Annotated in this window: 12 protein-coding genes; 5 read left to right on the forward strand and 7 right to left on the reverse strand. The window is 33.8% G+C overall.

The features are described 5' to 3' along the window. Positions 1-78: 78 nt before the first annotated feature. The 7 genes from C5F47_RS04585 to C5F47_RS04615 form a co-directional block, all read right to left on the reverse strand. Positions 79-2664, reverse strand: a complete 2586-nt coding sequence (locus tag C5F47_RS04585) for a hypothetical protein (RefSeq protein WP_179361706.1) — start codon at positions 2662-2664, stop codon at positions 79-81. 63 nt (positions 2665-2727) lie between these two features. Beyond that, a complete protein-coding gene (locus tag C5F47_RS04590; protein WP_179361707.1) occupies positions 2728-4173 on the reverse strand; it encodes a type II secretion system F family protein in 1446 nt (481 codons plus the stop codon). A gap of 2 nt (positions 4174-4175) precedes the next feature. After that, the gene (locus tag C5F47_RS04595; RefSeq protein ID WP_179361708.1) at positions 4176-5711 is read right to left on the reverse strand and encodes a type II/IV secretion system ATPase subunit; all 1536 of its coding nucleotides are present in this window, start codon (positions 5709-5711) and stop codon (positions 4176-4178) included. Between the two features lie 122 nt (positions 5712-5833). Continuing rightward, entirely contained in the window at positions 5834-6469 is a 636-nt protein-coding gene (locus tag C5F47_RS04600; RefSeq protein WP_179361709.1) for a hypothetical protein, read from the reverse strand. Between the two features lie 162 nt (positions 6470-6631). After that, positions 6632-7267, reverse strand: a complete 636-nt coding sequence (locus C5F47_RS04605; RefSeq protein ID WP_179361710.1) for a hypothetical protein — start codon at positions 7265-7267, stop codon at positions 6632-6634. Between the two features lie 111 nt (positions 7268-7378). Then, entirely contained in the window at positions 7379-8950 is a 1572-nt protein-coding gene (locus C5F47_RS04610) for a vWA domain-containing protein (RefSeq protein WP_246271210.1), read from the reverse strand. Next, the gene (locus tag C5F47_RS04615) at positions 8951-9979 is read right to left on the reverse strand and encodes an AAA family ATPase (RefSeq protein ID WP_179361711.1); all 1029 of its coding nucleotides are present in this window, start codon (positions 9977-9979) and stop codon (positions 8951-8953) included. It lies immediately after the preceding gene. 99 nt (positions 9980-10078) lie between these two features. On the opposite strand from C5F47_RS04615, the gene C5F47_RS04620 reads away from it, so the two are divergent. The 5 genes from C5F47_RS04620 (at position 10079) to C5F47_RS04640 (ending at position 15223) form a co-directional block, all read left to right on the forward strand. Then, the gene (locus tag C5F47_RS04620) at positions 10079-10606 is read left to right on the forward strand and encodes a hypothetical protein (RefSeq protein ID WP_246271211.1); all 528 of its coding nucleotides are present in this window, start codon (positions 10079-10081) and stop codon (positions 10604-10606) included. Between the two features lie 47 nt (positions 10607-10653). Then, positions 10654-11154, forward strand: coding sequence for a hypothetical protein (locus tag C5F47_RS04625; RefSeq protein ID WP_179361712.1), 501 nt, complete (start codon positions 10654-10656; stop codon positions 11152-11154). Next, positions 11151-13898, forward strand: coding sequence for a LamG-like jellyroll fold domain-containing protein (locus C5F47_RS04630; RefSeq protein WP_179361713.1), 2748 nt, complete (start codon positions 11151-11153; stop codon positions 13896-13898). Before C5F47_RS04625 ends, C5F47_RS04630 begins: the two co-directional genes overlap by 4 nt. 75 nt (positions 13899-13973) lie before the next feature. Next, positions 13974-14519: a hypothetical protein gene (locus tag C5F47_RS04635; RefSeq protein WP_246271212.1), complete on the forward strand. Its 546-nt coding sequence runs from the start codon at positions 13974-13976 to the stop codon at positions 14517-14519. A gap of 2 nt (positions 14520-14521) precedes the next feature. Then, entirely contained in the window at positions 14522-15223 is a 702-nt protein-coding gene (locus C5F47_RS04640; protein WP_179361714.1) for a hypothetical protein, read from the forward strand. Positions 15224-15337 lie beyond the last annotated feature (114 nt).

Raw genomic sequence — 15337 nt, forward strand, 5'->3', positions numbered from 1 at the left:
ATCATATCTGATTTAATTACATTACAAATATTTTAAGAAATAATATATCATATTTTGAAATTTTTTTCATATTGTTGATCATCGATTCCTAATATCTGAAACTCTTTCTTTAATCTCTTCAATTTTCTCTCCAAATGAAATTCTATCTGTTATTATGTCTAGTTTATCCATTTTCTTTAACATTACCAATGAACCTCCAACGGCAATTGGGATTATGATCATGATGATGGTATTCATGTCTATGGGTAATCCAAATCCTTGCTCTTCTGGTACGTTTTCTACAACTTCATCTATTGGAATGTTTTGAATTTGCGCTGTTTTTGACAATGTAGATGAACTTAGTCCATTTCCTGAAACAATTGCTGAAATTGTGATTGTTTCTTGATCATTAGCCATGACATTCATGATTGCAACCCCGTTAGAATCTGTAGTTTCATCAAATTGTAGTACTTCTCCTCCTTGAACTTCCCATTCCACATTAAACCCATCTAGTGCTGTTTCAATTTCAGGTATGCTGACGGATAATTTTCCTTCAAGTCTTTCATTCCAATTCATCCCCCCAAGAAGATCCAATGCTAGAACTGGAGTGATATCTATTACTTCGATATCGTATTTTGTTAAAGCCATATCTTCGGAAAGTATTGCCAGCTCAATTTCCCCTTCATCAAATGAATTAATATCAAACATGGCAAAATATTCTCCACTTTTAATTGTCAATTCTTGTGGAATTTGAATAATGTTTTCATTATTTGATACCAATTTAATTATTACATCATTTTTTGCGTATACTGGATTTTTGGCTGAATCTAATAGTTGAATGGTTGCTAATGTGTTCGAATTTGCTAAAATTATTTTTGGAAATGACAAATGTATGTCTGATGGATCAGTAGTATGACTTATGATATTGGTTGTACCTGAAAATCCCCCTAACTGGTATGGCAATGAAGTTGTTCCAACTTTATTTGACAGCATGTTCAAAATTGCATAATCTTGATTCTTCTTAATTGTGACATGATCTGTCTCGATAAAATCATTTGCTGAAAATGTTAAAACTGAATCCTCAATAAACGGTGTCACTCCAAGTCGTGGATCTGCTTCTGCATCTTCATCCTCCCCAGTAATAACAACGCCATCTTCACTATTTTCGCTTTCTAGCATATATGCAATAACTGGAAACTCTTTTTCTGCTAAAATCATTGGCAACAATGGTTCAACAGTCAACCCTAGGTCTTCTTCAATGGGTCCTATGGGGTTTCCTGTCACCGTCTTTATTCCTTCATTATCTGTGATTGAAAAAATTGTGTCTCCTTCTGACATCAATGGTCCTGTTTCACCAAATACTAGTACTACGTTATCTGATTTTTTCATAATTGGGTTAATTGGATTTACAACATCTATTTCAGATGAGGAAAATGTAATACTGTGATTTTCTTTTGCTGTTACTGGAACAGTCACAGTAATCAACTCTCTACTTTGTGAACCTCCAATATTTCCACCCACTTGTCTGGCTACTTCAATATCTGTTTCATAATATGTAACAGCTATTATCTCATTTTTACCTGTTGTCAAAAATGGCAATACTTTGGTAATTGATGGTCCATCTCCTTCTAAAGATCCAATTTGATCATGTGCTATGGTAATTGAATTTTCACTAGTCAAATAATTCTCAACTGAAACAAATATGTTAAAAGTCTGTACTAGTTCTTCCGTTGAATCTCCTAAATTTAGTCTTGGAGTAAATTCTGTAAATGCAGAATAACTCCCTTTTTCAATAACTAATTCTTTCTGTGCAAAATTTATTTCTTCAAAATCATGACTTGTATTGATAGAAACATCTGGGTTTTCTACAGTTAAACTAAAATGAATATCTTCTTCAGATAGAACAGGAATACCTTCACCATCTACTAATTGAACTATTGCAAATCCTTTTGTTCCACTGTAACTATTATAATTCTCCGGAAAAGTATATAGCTTAAGCGTAAGAGGTTTTTCGGCTTCAAGAATATTTACTACACTACTAATTTTTTTCATATTTTCTGTTTCTGCAAATATGATGGCATCTCCCGTACCAATTATTTCAAATTCTGTAATTGCATAGTATTCTCCTTCAGATATAACTAGTTCAGAATCTTTTATTTTTATAATTTCATTGTGAGGTGTATCTAATTGAACTACAATGTCTTCAGATGTAACCGTTGGAATTCCTCCTGTTGTTGCAATTTCTATTACAATATGTCCATATTTTGGTCCATCGATTGGAAATACGTTGGGTGTAATCTTCATTAACATTTGAGTAGGATAATTATTATTGTTAAACACTTCTAGACTAATTTCTTTTGATGAAAAACCTTCAGCTGCTAATGCTATGCTAGTTATCCCCGGATTATTTGCTTTTAATAAAATATTTTTTGTATATTTATCACTCCCATCTTTGATTTCCAAAATCTCTATGATTGAATTATCTGAACTAATTGCCTTAAGATTTGTAATCTGTTTTGGCACCATCATTTCATTTGATGTTACAAAAACTTGTAGTGTCCCCTCTGTATTTTCTAGTAATTTTTCAGGATGAAGTTGATATCCAAATTCTGAAGTTGTTTGAGCTTGAACTGGAATTATGAACATGCCTAAAATTAGTCCTAGGATGAGTAGTATTCCCTTCATAATATGATAAAGTTGCTAAATTTTTGATATATTGAATAGTGTGAAATATTACAATACATACAGTTATCCAAAAATAGCGGAAACACTGAATATTTTCATTTGAATAATCACTATTGCCCCTATGGATATGCCTACTAAAAATATTGAATACATAAAACCACCCGAATACGAACCTGTGGTAATTTTACCTAAAAATAATCCTGATATCCATGATTGGACTAAAATTGCGATTCCTAATAATTCAAATCTTGATTTTGATTCTAATTCTAACGCTGCTCTTTTTACTTCATTTTCTTCTAATTGAGATCCTAAACTTGTTATTGATTCAATTACTAACAAGGTGGTAAATCCCGTAATTGCAATAAGCATGAAACCTACCATTACATATGGTTTTAATTTTTCTCGTTTCTCTTTTTCAATATTATGCATTTTTTCTGCAACTCCTGCAAGTGTATTCAAGGTATTTACATTTCCTCCTCCTGCTGAAATTATTTCAAATAAAACTCTAAAGTTAATTAATATCTGGAAATCATTAACTTCTTTTTTAATAAATCCAAAAATATCTTCCAAAGTCATCCCCCATTCTAATTTATTTGCAACTCCGTTTGCTACTGGATTAAATAATCCGTAATCTTTTCTTTTGGTGGATCGAATTACACATTTTTCTGGACCTAATCCTGCTTTTCTTGCTTCAGCTACATCTCTCATAATTTGAGTTGCTCCTGATTGTGCATCTAGTGAAAATTGATATTTATTTTTAAATTTTAACGCTGGCCAAATTGCTGACACAATTAAAGCTGCTCCTAGAATATACAAATTATAATCCGGCAACAAGCTCATTGGATTTAATGCAGCAGCAACAATAATTCCTGGAATTCCAAACATTAGAATTTTTTTCCAATCTAATTCACTAACTTTTGATTTGTTTAGCTTGTGAGCTATTACTAAAAATAATGCAGATACAGCTGGGGGCATTATGATAACCAGATACAATGGATCAATGTCATTAGGACCTGGAGTAGAACCTACTCCATCAGTGGATGTTGCTGTTATGATGATGTAAACTGCCAACACCACAACTTGCATTGTCATATATGTCTCAATTACAGTTTCAACTTTTTTTGCCAATTCTGATTGTTGTGATTCATAGAGCTCAAAAGCTGAATTCATTTTTGTCGTAAGATAATTTACCACATCTCCCCCACTTTGAATTGCGGATACCCATCCATTCAAAAAATCTCCAAAATTAGATCCTCTTTCATTTGTTTCAGTCATGACTATGAGGGGATCTTTTCCTAACAAATCAATTCTTTTTAAAATCCTCATTGATTCTAATCTCACATTGGGTAAAAGTTCCATATCTTTAATTTTTAAAAATATGGTATATGGACCAAATCCACTTGTAGCTAACAGGGTTACAATTGTGATGAAAAAAGGCAATTCTGCCTGAATTTTCTTATTTTGCTTTTTCTTCTTGTCTGCCTCTTCGTGTTTTTTTATGAAAGACATGATTATACACCGTACTCTATTTTTTTCATCACTTTTTCTGGATCTCTATAATATTTTCCAATAAATTCTGCAACTTTATCATATGCTCTAACTCCCGTTTGAACTAAATATTTTAAAATAATTTTTCTTTTTTCATATTCTTCTAAAATTTCATCCATGCTTTTTCCAGTTTGAGTTGAAATTCTTTCCAACATTTCACTATTTTCTAGTTGTGGAAGGAAATAATCTGTTTTTGGATCCCATTTGAAAGCATTATGATATGAATCTGATGTTTTAATTTCTTGAACTGAAATTGCTCTTCTGGTACTCTTTCCATCTTGCCCTTTTACTCTTCTAATCACTATGGCACAGTTCATCAATGCCATATATGCAGGAGGTATGTCCATTGGTTTTTGTTGCAATCTTTTACTTGCTGATTCTAGACTGTCTGCGTGCATCGTACATAATCCTCCGTGTCCTGTAGCCATTGCTTGAAACATTACATATGCTTCAGATCCTCTAATTTCTCCTACTACGATATAATCTGGTCTATGTCTAACTCCTGATTTAATCAAATCATATAACCCAATTTCTCCTTCCCCACTATTTCCAAATCCTACCCTTGATACAAGACTAAACCAGTTTTGATGTTTGATGTTGATTTCAGCAACATCTTCCACCGAAAATATTTTGTAATCTGGATTAACTAAACCTGTGATTGCATTAAGAATTGTTGTTTTTCCACTTCCTGTAGAACCAATCACCATGATGGACATCTTGGATTCCATTAACATCCAAAGATATGCTGCAATTTCTACACTAATTGTATCAAATGAAATTAAATCAATTACTGAATATGGATCTTTCTTAAACTTTCTAATTGTAAAACTAGTTCCTTTTGGTGTGATTTCTTTTTGATAAAGAACTGATATTCTGTGATTTCCTTGCAATGCTAAATCTGAAATTGGATGTGCAGAACTGATATGTTTTCCTGCTCTAAAGACAATTCTGGATACAAATGAATTTAATTTTTCATCTTCAAATGTAATATTACAAGGAATACTATCATATTTTCTATGCCATACATAAATTGGTGTTAATATTCCACTACAACTCACATCTTCTATGTTGGGATCATTCATTACAGGATCAATATTTCCAAATCCATCGATATCTCTTTCAAGATAATACTTTACTTTTTCAATACTAGCAAGGGGTTGCTCTTGAAATAATTTCTCATTTTCTTTAAGAATTTTATTAACAAAGGACATAAATCCAAAATCCTTTTCAATGTTTTCTGGAGAATCTAGATTTTCCTCAATTAGTCTGTATAACTGATTATACACAATCTCTTCAGATGGGTTTAGTTTTGTTTCGTCAACTTGGTAGGATATACTTCCTGTATCTAGGTCTTGAATAATGTTGGCATAACTAAATGGAGCTTTTAAGGGATATTTTTCTAGTACTTTAGAACCTTTGGGAGTTTCATTGTTTAATTCACTTAAGAATTCACTTTTTAGGAATGTCTCCAATCCTTGTTCTTCTTTCTTTTTACCCATAATGATCAATTGTTATGGATGATTTTTTGTTATATTGAACAGTATGAAATATTCTAATACATACAAAGTAGTCTAGAATAAAATTAAAAATAGTTACAGGATAATTAAATAAAAAAATTCTATTATCCTGTATTTGTTACACCTGATACGGTTACACTTTGTGGTGCGCCTGCTTTGCCTGCAAATATGTTAACTGTAGTTTGTGCACCAGAGTCTAATGATGTAAGTGTACCATTAGTTAACTTGAAGTATATTACTCCTGATTCTCCAGGTGACAATCCAATAGGTCCTGTTGCGGCATTAGCACAGATTGATGATGCATCTGTTTTTTCAGAACTCAAGCCAATTTCTACTGTACTTGATGTTGTACATGTTGTATCATCTACAAGGTTACCTGCAGTACCAGACCATCCAGTGAAGTTTAATGCAAGTTGGAATGTGGTTGCATTAATTGAAGTATCTGCATACCATTGTGAAAATGGTACATCTGATCCTCTAACTGAGATCTTGTCTACTGACAAAACTTTGTCTCCTGTGTTTCTTATTTTTGCTGCGCCCCAAGCTAAACCGTCTGATGCAGTACCATGTACCCACATTTTTACACCTGATACGGAAATTGCTTCTGATTGCGTACCGCCTTGGAAAAGACTGGTACCATACAAAACAACACCTGAACCAAGTACAACTGATGACACCAAGATGATGACAGTTGTGAGCACTGTACTGATTGCACGTTTTTTGCTTAGTTTGGTTTTCATTTTATTATTTCCATTTTTGGTTAATAGGATATCTAGTCGCGTATGTAATTTTTTTGAATTACAGAGTAAAAACTATCACACATGATAGGCTCAATATTCAAATCCTATGGCATGTTTTCATTAAATTTTGTATTTTTATCCGTTATTTGGCGATGAATTCTATTATCCTGTATTTGTTACACCTGATACGGTTACACTTTGTGGTGCGCCTGCTTTGCCTGCAAATATGTTGATGGTTATGTTTGAACCTGAATCTAATGATGTGATTGTACCATTAGTTAACTTGAAGTATATTACTCCTGATTCTCCAGGTGACAATCCAATAGGTCCTGTTGCGGCATTAGCACAGATTGATGATGCATCTGTTTTTTCAGAACTCAAGCCAATTTCTACTGTACTTGATGTTGTACATGTTGTATCATCTACAAGGTTACCTGCAGTACCAGACCATCCAGTGAAGTTTAATGCAAGTTGGAATGTGGTTGCATTAACTGAAGTATCTGCATACCATTGTGAAAATGGTATTTCTGATCCTCTGACATCTATTTTGTCTATTGACAAAACTTTGTCTCCTGTGTTTCTTATTTTTGCTGCGCCCCAAGCTAAACCGTCTGATGCAGTACCATGTACCCACATTTTTACACCTGATACGGAAATTGCTTCTGTTTGCGTACCGCCTTGGAAAAGACTGGTACCATACAAAACAACACCTGAACCAAGTACAACTGATGACACCAAGATGATGACAGTTGTGAGCACTGTACTGATTGCACGTTTTTTGCTTAGTTTGGTTTTCATTTTATTATCTTATTACTTTCGTGTAATGTTATAAACTAGAACCTAACTTCCCAATATTGGGGAATTGTAAGCTTTGTAAGCTTTTTTTATAACATTTTTTATTATTGAATATCACAGATCATCTCCTGCAAGCATTGTATATGCGCCCAGGAATCTTGCAACTGTTTTTCTTAATCCCTCATAAGGCATACACATTGAAAAAATCTTTGTTACTCCTGTAGGCATTCCGATTGCCACCACACTGATTCCTTTTTTCCTAGCTGCTTCTACTGCCTCTTCCATTTTTTTATCTGCTTCATACGTTCCTAATGCTTGACCATCTGTAATCAAAAAGATGTATCTTCTCTCAATGTTTTCTCTTTCTAAAATTCTAGAACAAAGCTTTACTGCATCTGCAATAAATGAGAATCCTTTGATTTCAATTCCTCCGATTCGAGACTTTGAATTTGCATCAAAATTCTCATAGTGATCTTTTACAATTGTAAAATTATTGTTAAAGGTAAAAAATCCCCATTTTCCGTTCTTTGAATTAACTTCATTTGCAGCTTCTCCTAAACAAATGGCAAATTTTTTCATTTCATCAAATTTTAGCCTCATACTACTGCTTGTATCTACCACAATTGCCCATTCTTCCTCAATCCTTCTATAATCGTCTTGTTCAAAAATCTGAATACTGTTGTTTTGAGCCGCAACTGCTTGAATGGCAGCTTGCATTTGTAATAATCCCATATCCTCAGGCATTCCTTCATCCATAACATTTGGAGTCATTTTCATTTGTGATGACATTTTCTTCAAAAACAAGTGGGTTGCATTTTTCAGTCTAAGGTACTCTCCAATATTCTCTGGAGCAAAATCTATTTTATCAAATTCTAAATCATCTGTAATTCCACCGTATTTTTTTCTGACTTTGGCTCGGCGTTTTAGTTGTTCAAACCAAACATCATTGAATCTTTCAACGATACTCAGAAACTTTCCCTCTGTTGACAAATTGATATTTTCAATCCATTTCTCAATTCTTTTTGGATGACTATAGTGATCAGTAAATGGCAATCTAAAATCCGATATTATGTTTGATGATTCATAAACCTCATCTGCAATTTTAATAAACTCTTCATCCTCTTCAGAATTTAGATTCAAAATCTTTTCTTGCAATTGCTCTCTTTTGATTTTAATGTCTGAAACAAATCTATTTGAAAATACTTTTTTTGAATTTTTTTTGACATTTTCTAAATTTTTTTTTTCATAAATATTTGTAAAATATTCTTGAATTTTATTAATTTCTGTATGATACTCTGAGAATTCTTTTTTCAAAAATTCATTGACTCGTATATCTTCAATAAATTCAAATGTTTCATATGCACGTTTTTTGTTTTTATTTACCATCCATTTTTTATATTTTTTAAAATCCGTGACTTTGGCATGACCTGCTGCATGACACACTGATGATAAAAATAATGAAAAAATTGTAGATTGATAAGTTTCTAAATTTGAAAAGGCACACCCTTGTATAGTTTCTAATCCTTGAATTGCCCTTGGCATTGGAAAAAATACAGTCATTCTTGGTTCATAATCAATTTTTGGGAAATACTGTTGTTCTAAAAAAAACATGTCTATATCAATTGGTTTTTTTCCACAAATCTCAAAGAATAATTCATGTGCAATCTGTTGCACTGTTTCTTTCATCTAGTTTACACCTTTTTTTTTAGCAGCAGCTTGACTTTCAAGAACTTTTTTTACGATGTGCCTTACTTCATCTTGCACTTCTGGATCATCACTGGTCATTGGAATTAGTGTTTCATTTCCACCATCCATTATGGACATACCATCAGAACAAATCTTTGCCCAGTTAACCAAATCCCCTACAGATGGACCATAAGGTAAATCCCCCATCTTGTATTCTTGTCTTAGTTTGGCCCCTACTTTTACAATACTTTCTGCATCAACCATTGGGATGCCTCCTTTCTTTGAAACCATGCTGATTTCTTTTTCATCAATATTGTCCCCAACACTCATGTAGTCAAAGTTTAACCATACACTCATTCTTCTCCTCATTGCTGCATTGATTGGTTTAGTACCTGCGAATTCTGATGAAACAGGGTTCATACTAATTATCATGTAAGCGTGTTTATGTCTATGAATAATCTCACTATCTTTTTCAGTTAATACCATATGACCTCTTTGATCCAGCAATGGGTTGAGTTTTGTAGCAACATCTTGCTTCATCATGTTTGCTTCGTCCAGATATAGAATTCCTCCTTTTCTACACCATCCTGTAATCAAACCATCAATCCAATTTTCTTTTCCCAATCCAACATAACGTCCAAACAAATCAAAAACAGATGTTGCCAAACCACAGTTAATTTCCCACATTGGCAACCCTGCTAGTTCTGCTACAAGGTACACGATGTGAGTTTTTCCAGTTCCACTGGGACCAATTAATGCACATTGTTTGAAAAATTTTAGAGCCCTCCCAATTCTTTCAACATAATGCTCACCATTGTCCAAATAGGGTGGTGTGTCTTTTGGAATCATCTCATCCATTTCTTCAGGGAAATTCATGTCAGATGAATCCATGTATTTTTTAAAATCATACATTTTTGATAATTCATGGGTATTTTTTTTGATTTTTGAGATTGAAACTGAAAGGTTTACTTTATCTGAATTAATTCTTGAGCGATTTGTTGATGAAATAAGTTGTTTATTGGTTTCCAACGGTGCTAATTTTACATTCAGATATAGTTAATGCTGTTATGTGTGTGTAGATGTTACATACACCTTCTAATAGATAGATTTACTACTATTTTCTTTAAGATGAATGCACAAGTTGAGTTAACTTCTATAGCTATGAGTAAAAATGATCCTAAAATTACAAAATTGGACAAATATGATGTAGAGGCCAATATTGAAGAAGTTGATAACAGTGAGGACCAATCTGTTTTCAAATATGGATTTACTGCGTTATCTAATCCAAAAAATGTGCGTTTAGCAATTGAAGGTATTGCTAGAATTACAGGAGATTCTGTTGAACGAAATGAAATTTTAGAAAAAGACGAAAATAACGTTCCAAAAATTCTCACTATGATATATCATGAACTTTTTCCTACATTCTTTGTACTTTCAAAAAATTTGAATGTCTCATCTCCTCCACATACAATTGGCGAGATGGGTGATTCACCTGTTGAAACTGATGATGTTTTAGAAACAGAATCATCTGAAACACAATCTGCTGATAATTTACCTGAAGAACTTTTGGAATCTAATTCTGAAGCATCTTCTGAAGTAACTGAATCTCCTACTGATTCTATAGAGAATCCAGACATTGCCCAGCCTGGTGTGTAAGTTCATTTTCTTACATACTAGTAATAATACCATAATTTTGACTGATTATGACATTGCAATATAGAACAAATAGACATCCCCATTTTCGAAATCGTAGAGGTATTGCACAAGTTGTAACTAGTGCAATAATTTTATCTTCAGTTAGTATTATGGGTGTGATGATGTTGGGGTGGTCTCAGACCAATATTGCTACACAACAACAAGAAATGGATGATGTGTTTAACACTCAAATGAATAAAATTAATGAAGATTTGATTTTTGAAAATATTTGGTTTGCAACCCCTGCAGGTGAAATGACTGAAAACCATCTTAATGTGACAGTTGCAAATATTGGAGTTTTAGGATTAAACATTACATCTATTCAGGTCACAAATACTACTGGAACAAATACTACTGCATTTGGATATACATACACTGATGCTGGAGTTGTTACGGGCGATTCTATTTCTCTAAACACTACATATCCTTGGCAATCATCTGATGAACTTGATGTGAGAATATTTACAAATCGAGGAAACCAATTCCTTTCTCAGGTGGTTGCCCCATGAGTTCTCACCGAGGTTTAAGTGCTGTAGTTGGTACTGTATTTTTAGTCGCAGTGGTAATTGGAGCACTATCTTATGTTTCGTATAGTTTGGATGTGATGGGAAATTTCTCTGAATCATTAATTGTTGAAGAATCAAGACAAAGGGACAAACAAGCAGAATCTTTTACAATAGAATCTATTGATGTTACTGATGCATCTAAACTAGGTGGAGTCATAAAAAATACTGGTGAAATCCCATTAGAATTAACAACTCTTTGGATTGATGAACAAGGAGTAAATGATGTTGTCCAAAAATTTACTTTAAATGAAGAAATAGCTCCTGGAGGTACAGTTGACATTTCTAGTTTGGTTGACTATACAATGGATTCTGCCAAAGGCTATAACATGAAAGTTGTATCATCTCGAGGTGAAGTAAATTCCTTCACAGTAAATTCTTTAGCAGACGAAAATGTGTACATGAGTTTGACTGCTACTCCATCAGTTATCCCAAGTACGTTTACTTCTACACTTATCTATACTGTCGTAAATAATATGTCCAATGGAAATTATTTGTACAATTTAACACCCGTAATGAACGATACAAAACAAACTCTTGATGTAAGCTCTTCTGGACTTACTTATGATATGCTTAATGGTGGTAAACCTACTCCAGAATCCTATGAATCATTAGGTCCGGGTGAAGTTGCTATTTTTACCTATGAAATTCAACTTACTGGTGAGACAGATGGGGATCTACAATTATTTAATGTAACTTTGGCAAATGCAAATGAAGGGAATGAAGCATTAGCTAGTGTAGGGATTAGCACAGTTCCATTAGCAACTGATGCTGGTTCTGCACTGACATCTTTGGGACTCACTGAATCTGATTCAGACTTGACTGATGTTTTGTATTTTCATGAAGACACAACATTATCGCCAAATGGTGAATATACTATGGATGGTTCATCTCCAAATGCTGATGGCGAAACAGCATCTCCTAATGGAAATACCATGTCATTTATTTCAGCCCCTATGACTGCTGAAACAAATGTTCCAATTGGAGGATATAATGTAACTATGACTTATTATTCTAGTATTGTTCCACTCGGTTTTCCTGAACCCTCATTTGCATTTATGATGGATTGTTTTGAGTGTGGAGATACTGGTGATAATGAAATTGCAGACAGTATGGGTGCCTTTGGCAATCAAGGAATGGACTCTGGTGGCGGACATCCTGAATTTTTTGACACTGGAGGACCTGATGGGGATGGGTATTATCATTTTGATGATGATGATGATGATTACTTTTGGGATGAGTGGGGGTTTGGAGGTTCAGCAGCCGATGTTGGTAACTATCCAGATGCTACTGCAATTTGGGTGAGAGTAGAAAGTGGTTCAGAGGATGATGTTTCGATTGTAGAGATGGGTGAATGGGATAATGAAATAGAACATTTAGAATATTATGGACTTTACCTTGCTGATGGATATGAGTTTAATTTTGGTATGGCATCTAGACACGGCCATCAGGGGTTAGAGAATCACGTCGAGTGTCAAACTCCAAATGAATCAGGAACTGATATTACATACAATGATGATCAATGGCATCACGTAGTTTTGGTAAGAGATGGTGTGCTCAGTTGCAAATTATATGTTGATGGTGTTCTAATGGATAGTGCTGTTGAATCAGGCTATGAGGATGATGACATAGAGTCTGATTTTATGTCATTTGGATACACACTGAGATATTGTAATGATGGAGATGAATATCCAGAAGATGATGACTGTTATCCCGCAGGCGCTGATTTTGATGGAGATATTGCATCTGTAATACATTGGAATGGAGTAGATGGTGATCTTGATAGTATTCCATTTGCAGAAGCAGAGGGTGCTGCTGAAGTAGAGGATCTATTCTATACAAATTATGGAAATAATGCTACTAGGTTACACTATAAGATAGAGGTAATTGATACTGATGGAACTCCTGTTGAACCTGAAATAATCCCATTAACAAAAATAGAACTACCTTTCAAAGACGTTGTACTGGGCAATTTTGATGATCAGGGAATCTGGATTGATGTTGATACAACTAATGGCACTGATCAAAAATATCATGGAGATGCTGATGATGACGATATAGTTTTCTTCTCTGCCAATCTGACTGCACATTCTACTAGTATTGCCAATTTACAAATAGGTGAGAGATTAAAAGTAACATTGGATTGGAATGGATTTGATGAACAAAATCTACCCATCAACATAATGTTTGATGATACAACTTTTATCGATGGAACTGGGTGGACTTTTCCTGATGGACCAACATTCCTACAAACTCCAGAACCTGATCCTAGATGGCCTACTTTTCTTAGCTTTGGTTCTCAAGACCCAGTAACATATCGTGCATTCAATGAAGGTCCTGAAGGAGTCTGGTTCACTTACGGTGGTACTAGGCTAGTTTTGACATCTTTAGATGGTTTAACGTCCTATGGGGCTACTCCACGCTATGTAAATGGCTCAGATGCGAGTGCAGAAATTGATGCATCACGAGATAGTCTGTATATTCCAGATCAATATTATGCTGAAATTACATTTTGGCCTATTCAAGCTCCTCCTGATGACAATGATTCAATTAATCCTTGTTCAGCTACATGTGAAGTTCCAAATGGTGACTATGATGCAGCACTGTATTTACAAGGGTATGATGAGGCAGGAGAGACTTTCAAGAAAACAGTAAATCTGGGCTTGGTGCACATTTATGGTAATCCCTAATCTGAGCCTATTATTAGATCTGTAACATTAAGGTACATACAACTTTTAATGTGATCTTTTGGCATTTGAAAGACATTGCAATCTGCAGAATCTACTGATAATGCCGCAGCTCCAGAACAACAAGCAGCTCCAGAACAACAAGCAGCTCCAGAACAAGTCTCAGTGGATCCTAATGATGTCAATGCAAAAACTTTGACTCAGCTAAACACTCTGATGGAAGAATCTTTACAAATTTATGAACTTGAAGATCAAAAAACAAACGTAATTGATGATTTACATAATGCGTTACAAGTAATCACCCAATTTTTGTCATTTTCCACCGATGTCAACCCTGTAATTTTCAACCTTCCTCAAGATGCAACTGTTACAATGTTGCCAAATTTGAAATTAGTAATTAAATTAGTAAATGGTAAAACAGAGACAAAAAAATTCACGGATTATCCTCCTGAGGTTATCACCGCAATTGTAGAATATGTTACTCCTCAATTATTAGAGTTGATTCAGAAACAAAAATCATACTTGACTGAGAAAATTACTTTCTTACGAACTGCTACTAAACAACTTAGTACATTGTCTCAACTCAAAGAAAATTTGCCATCTATTGTCCCTATGGATGAATAATCTTGAAAAGCCTAATAGAGCGATTTAACTCAGTTAATTCACTCAAAGTTAATTTAGAAAAAGAAATTGAAGATACTGAATTCCAAATTCAAGAATATTCTAATTTACTGGGTGAAAAAATAAGAATCAATGAAGAAATGTCTTCTGATGATCCTGATTTTCTTGCGTTAAAAGCAAAATTTGATGGAGATGTGCCTGGTAAGAAATCTGATGATAAGAAAGCTGATGATAAGAAAGCTGATGATAAGAAAGCTGATGATAAGAAAGCTGATGATAAGAAAGCTGATGATAAGAAAGCTGATGATAAGAAAGCTGATGATAAGAAAGCTGATGATAAGAAAGCTAAAGCAAAATTTGAAAAAAAGAAGAAAGGAAAGAAAGGTGTTAGCGATAAATGGTATAATCTAAATGAAATCCTAATTTATAATGGAATTGGTTTGAAAGGTGAAATGGAATTGTACTTTAAAGCCGTAGATGAATTAAAATCTAAACTTGAAAATCTTCAAAGAACACTATCGACACTAACTACAGTAATGGAAAAAGGGCTAAAGGAAGATATGGGATGTGTGGCTTTTAGAGGATCCGATGGGACCTTGGAAATCTCTTTCTTAAAATCAACAGGTGTTAGAGAAAATTTTACATTAAAATCGATCTATTCTGGAAAGGCAATTTCAGTACAAAATATGATAAAAATAGGTGCATAGCATAAAATCATGCCTAATTCTTCATCTATGAAATGTCAAAATATTGACAAAAACGATCAACTCGATCTAACAAATTTAGCTATACATCAATTTAGCCTAGTCCATTCTAACGGA

The sequence above is a fragment of the Nitrosopumilus cobalaminigenes genome, assembly GCF_013407145.1.
Taxonomy (GTDB): domain Archaea; phylum Thermoproteota; class Nitrososphaeria; order Nitrososphaerales; family Nitrosopumilaceae; genus Nitrosopumilus; species Nitrosopumilus cobalaminigenes.

Excerpts from the sequence above, each read along its gene's own strand:
- C5F47_RS04600 (WP_179361709.1), bottom strand. The coding sequence starts at position 6,469 with ATGAAAACCAAACTAAGCAAAAAACGTGCAATCAGTACAGTGCTCACA.
- C5F47_RS04595 (WP_179361708.1), bottom strand. The coding sequence starts at position 5,711 with ATGGGTAAAAAGAAAGAAGAACAAGGATTGGAGACATTCCTAAAAAGT.
- C5F47_RS04605 (WP_179361710.1), bottom strand. The coding sequence starts at position 7,267 with ATGAAAACCAAACTAAGCAAAAAACGTGCAATCAGTACAGTGCTCACA.
- C5F47_RS04625 (WP_179361712.1), top strand. The coding sequence starts at position 10,654 with ATGACATTGCAATATAGAACAAATAGACATCCCCATTTTCGAAATCGT.
- C5F47_RS04620 (WP_246271211.1), top strand. The coding sequence starts at position 10,079 with ATGAATGCACAAGTTGAGTTAACTTCTATAGCTATGAGTAAAAATGAT.
- C5F47_RS04630 (WP_179361713.1), top strand. The coding sequence starts at position 11,151 with ATGAGTTCTCACCGAGGTTTAAGTGCTGTAGTTGGTACTGTATTTTTA.
- C5F47_RS04590 (WP_179361707.1), bottom strand. The coding sequence starts at position 4,173 with ATGTCTTTCATAAAAAAACACGAAGAGGCAGACAAGAAGAAAAAGCAA.
- C5F47_RS04610 (WP_246271210.1), bottom strand. The coding sequence starts at position 8,950 with ATGAAAGAAACAGTGCAACAGATTGCACATGAATTATTCTTTGAGATT.
- C5F47_RS04585 (WP_179361706.1), bottom strand. The coding sequence starts at position 2,664 with ATGAAGGGAATACTACTCATCCTAGGACTAATTTTAGGCATGTTCATA.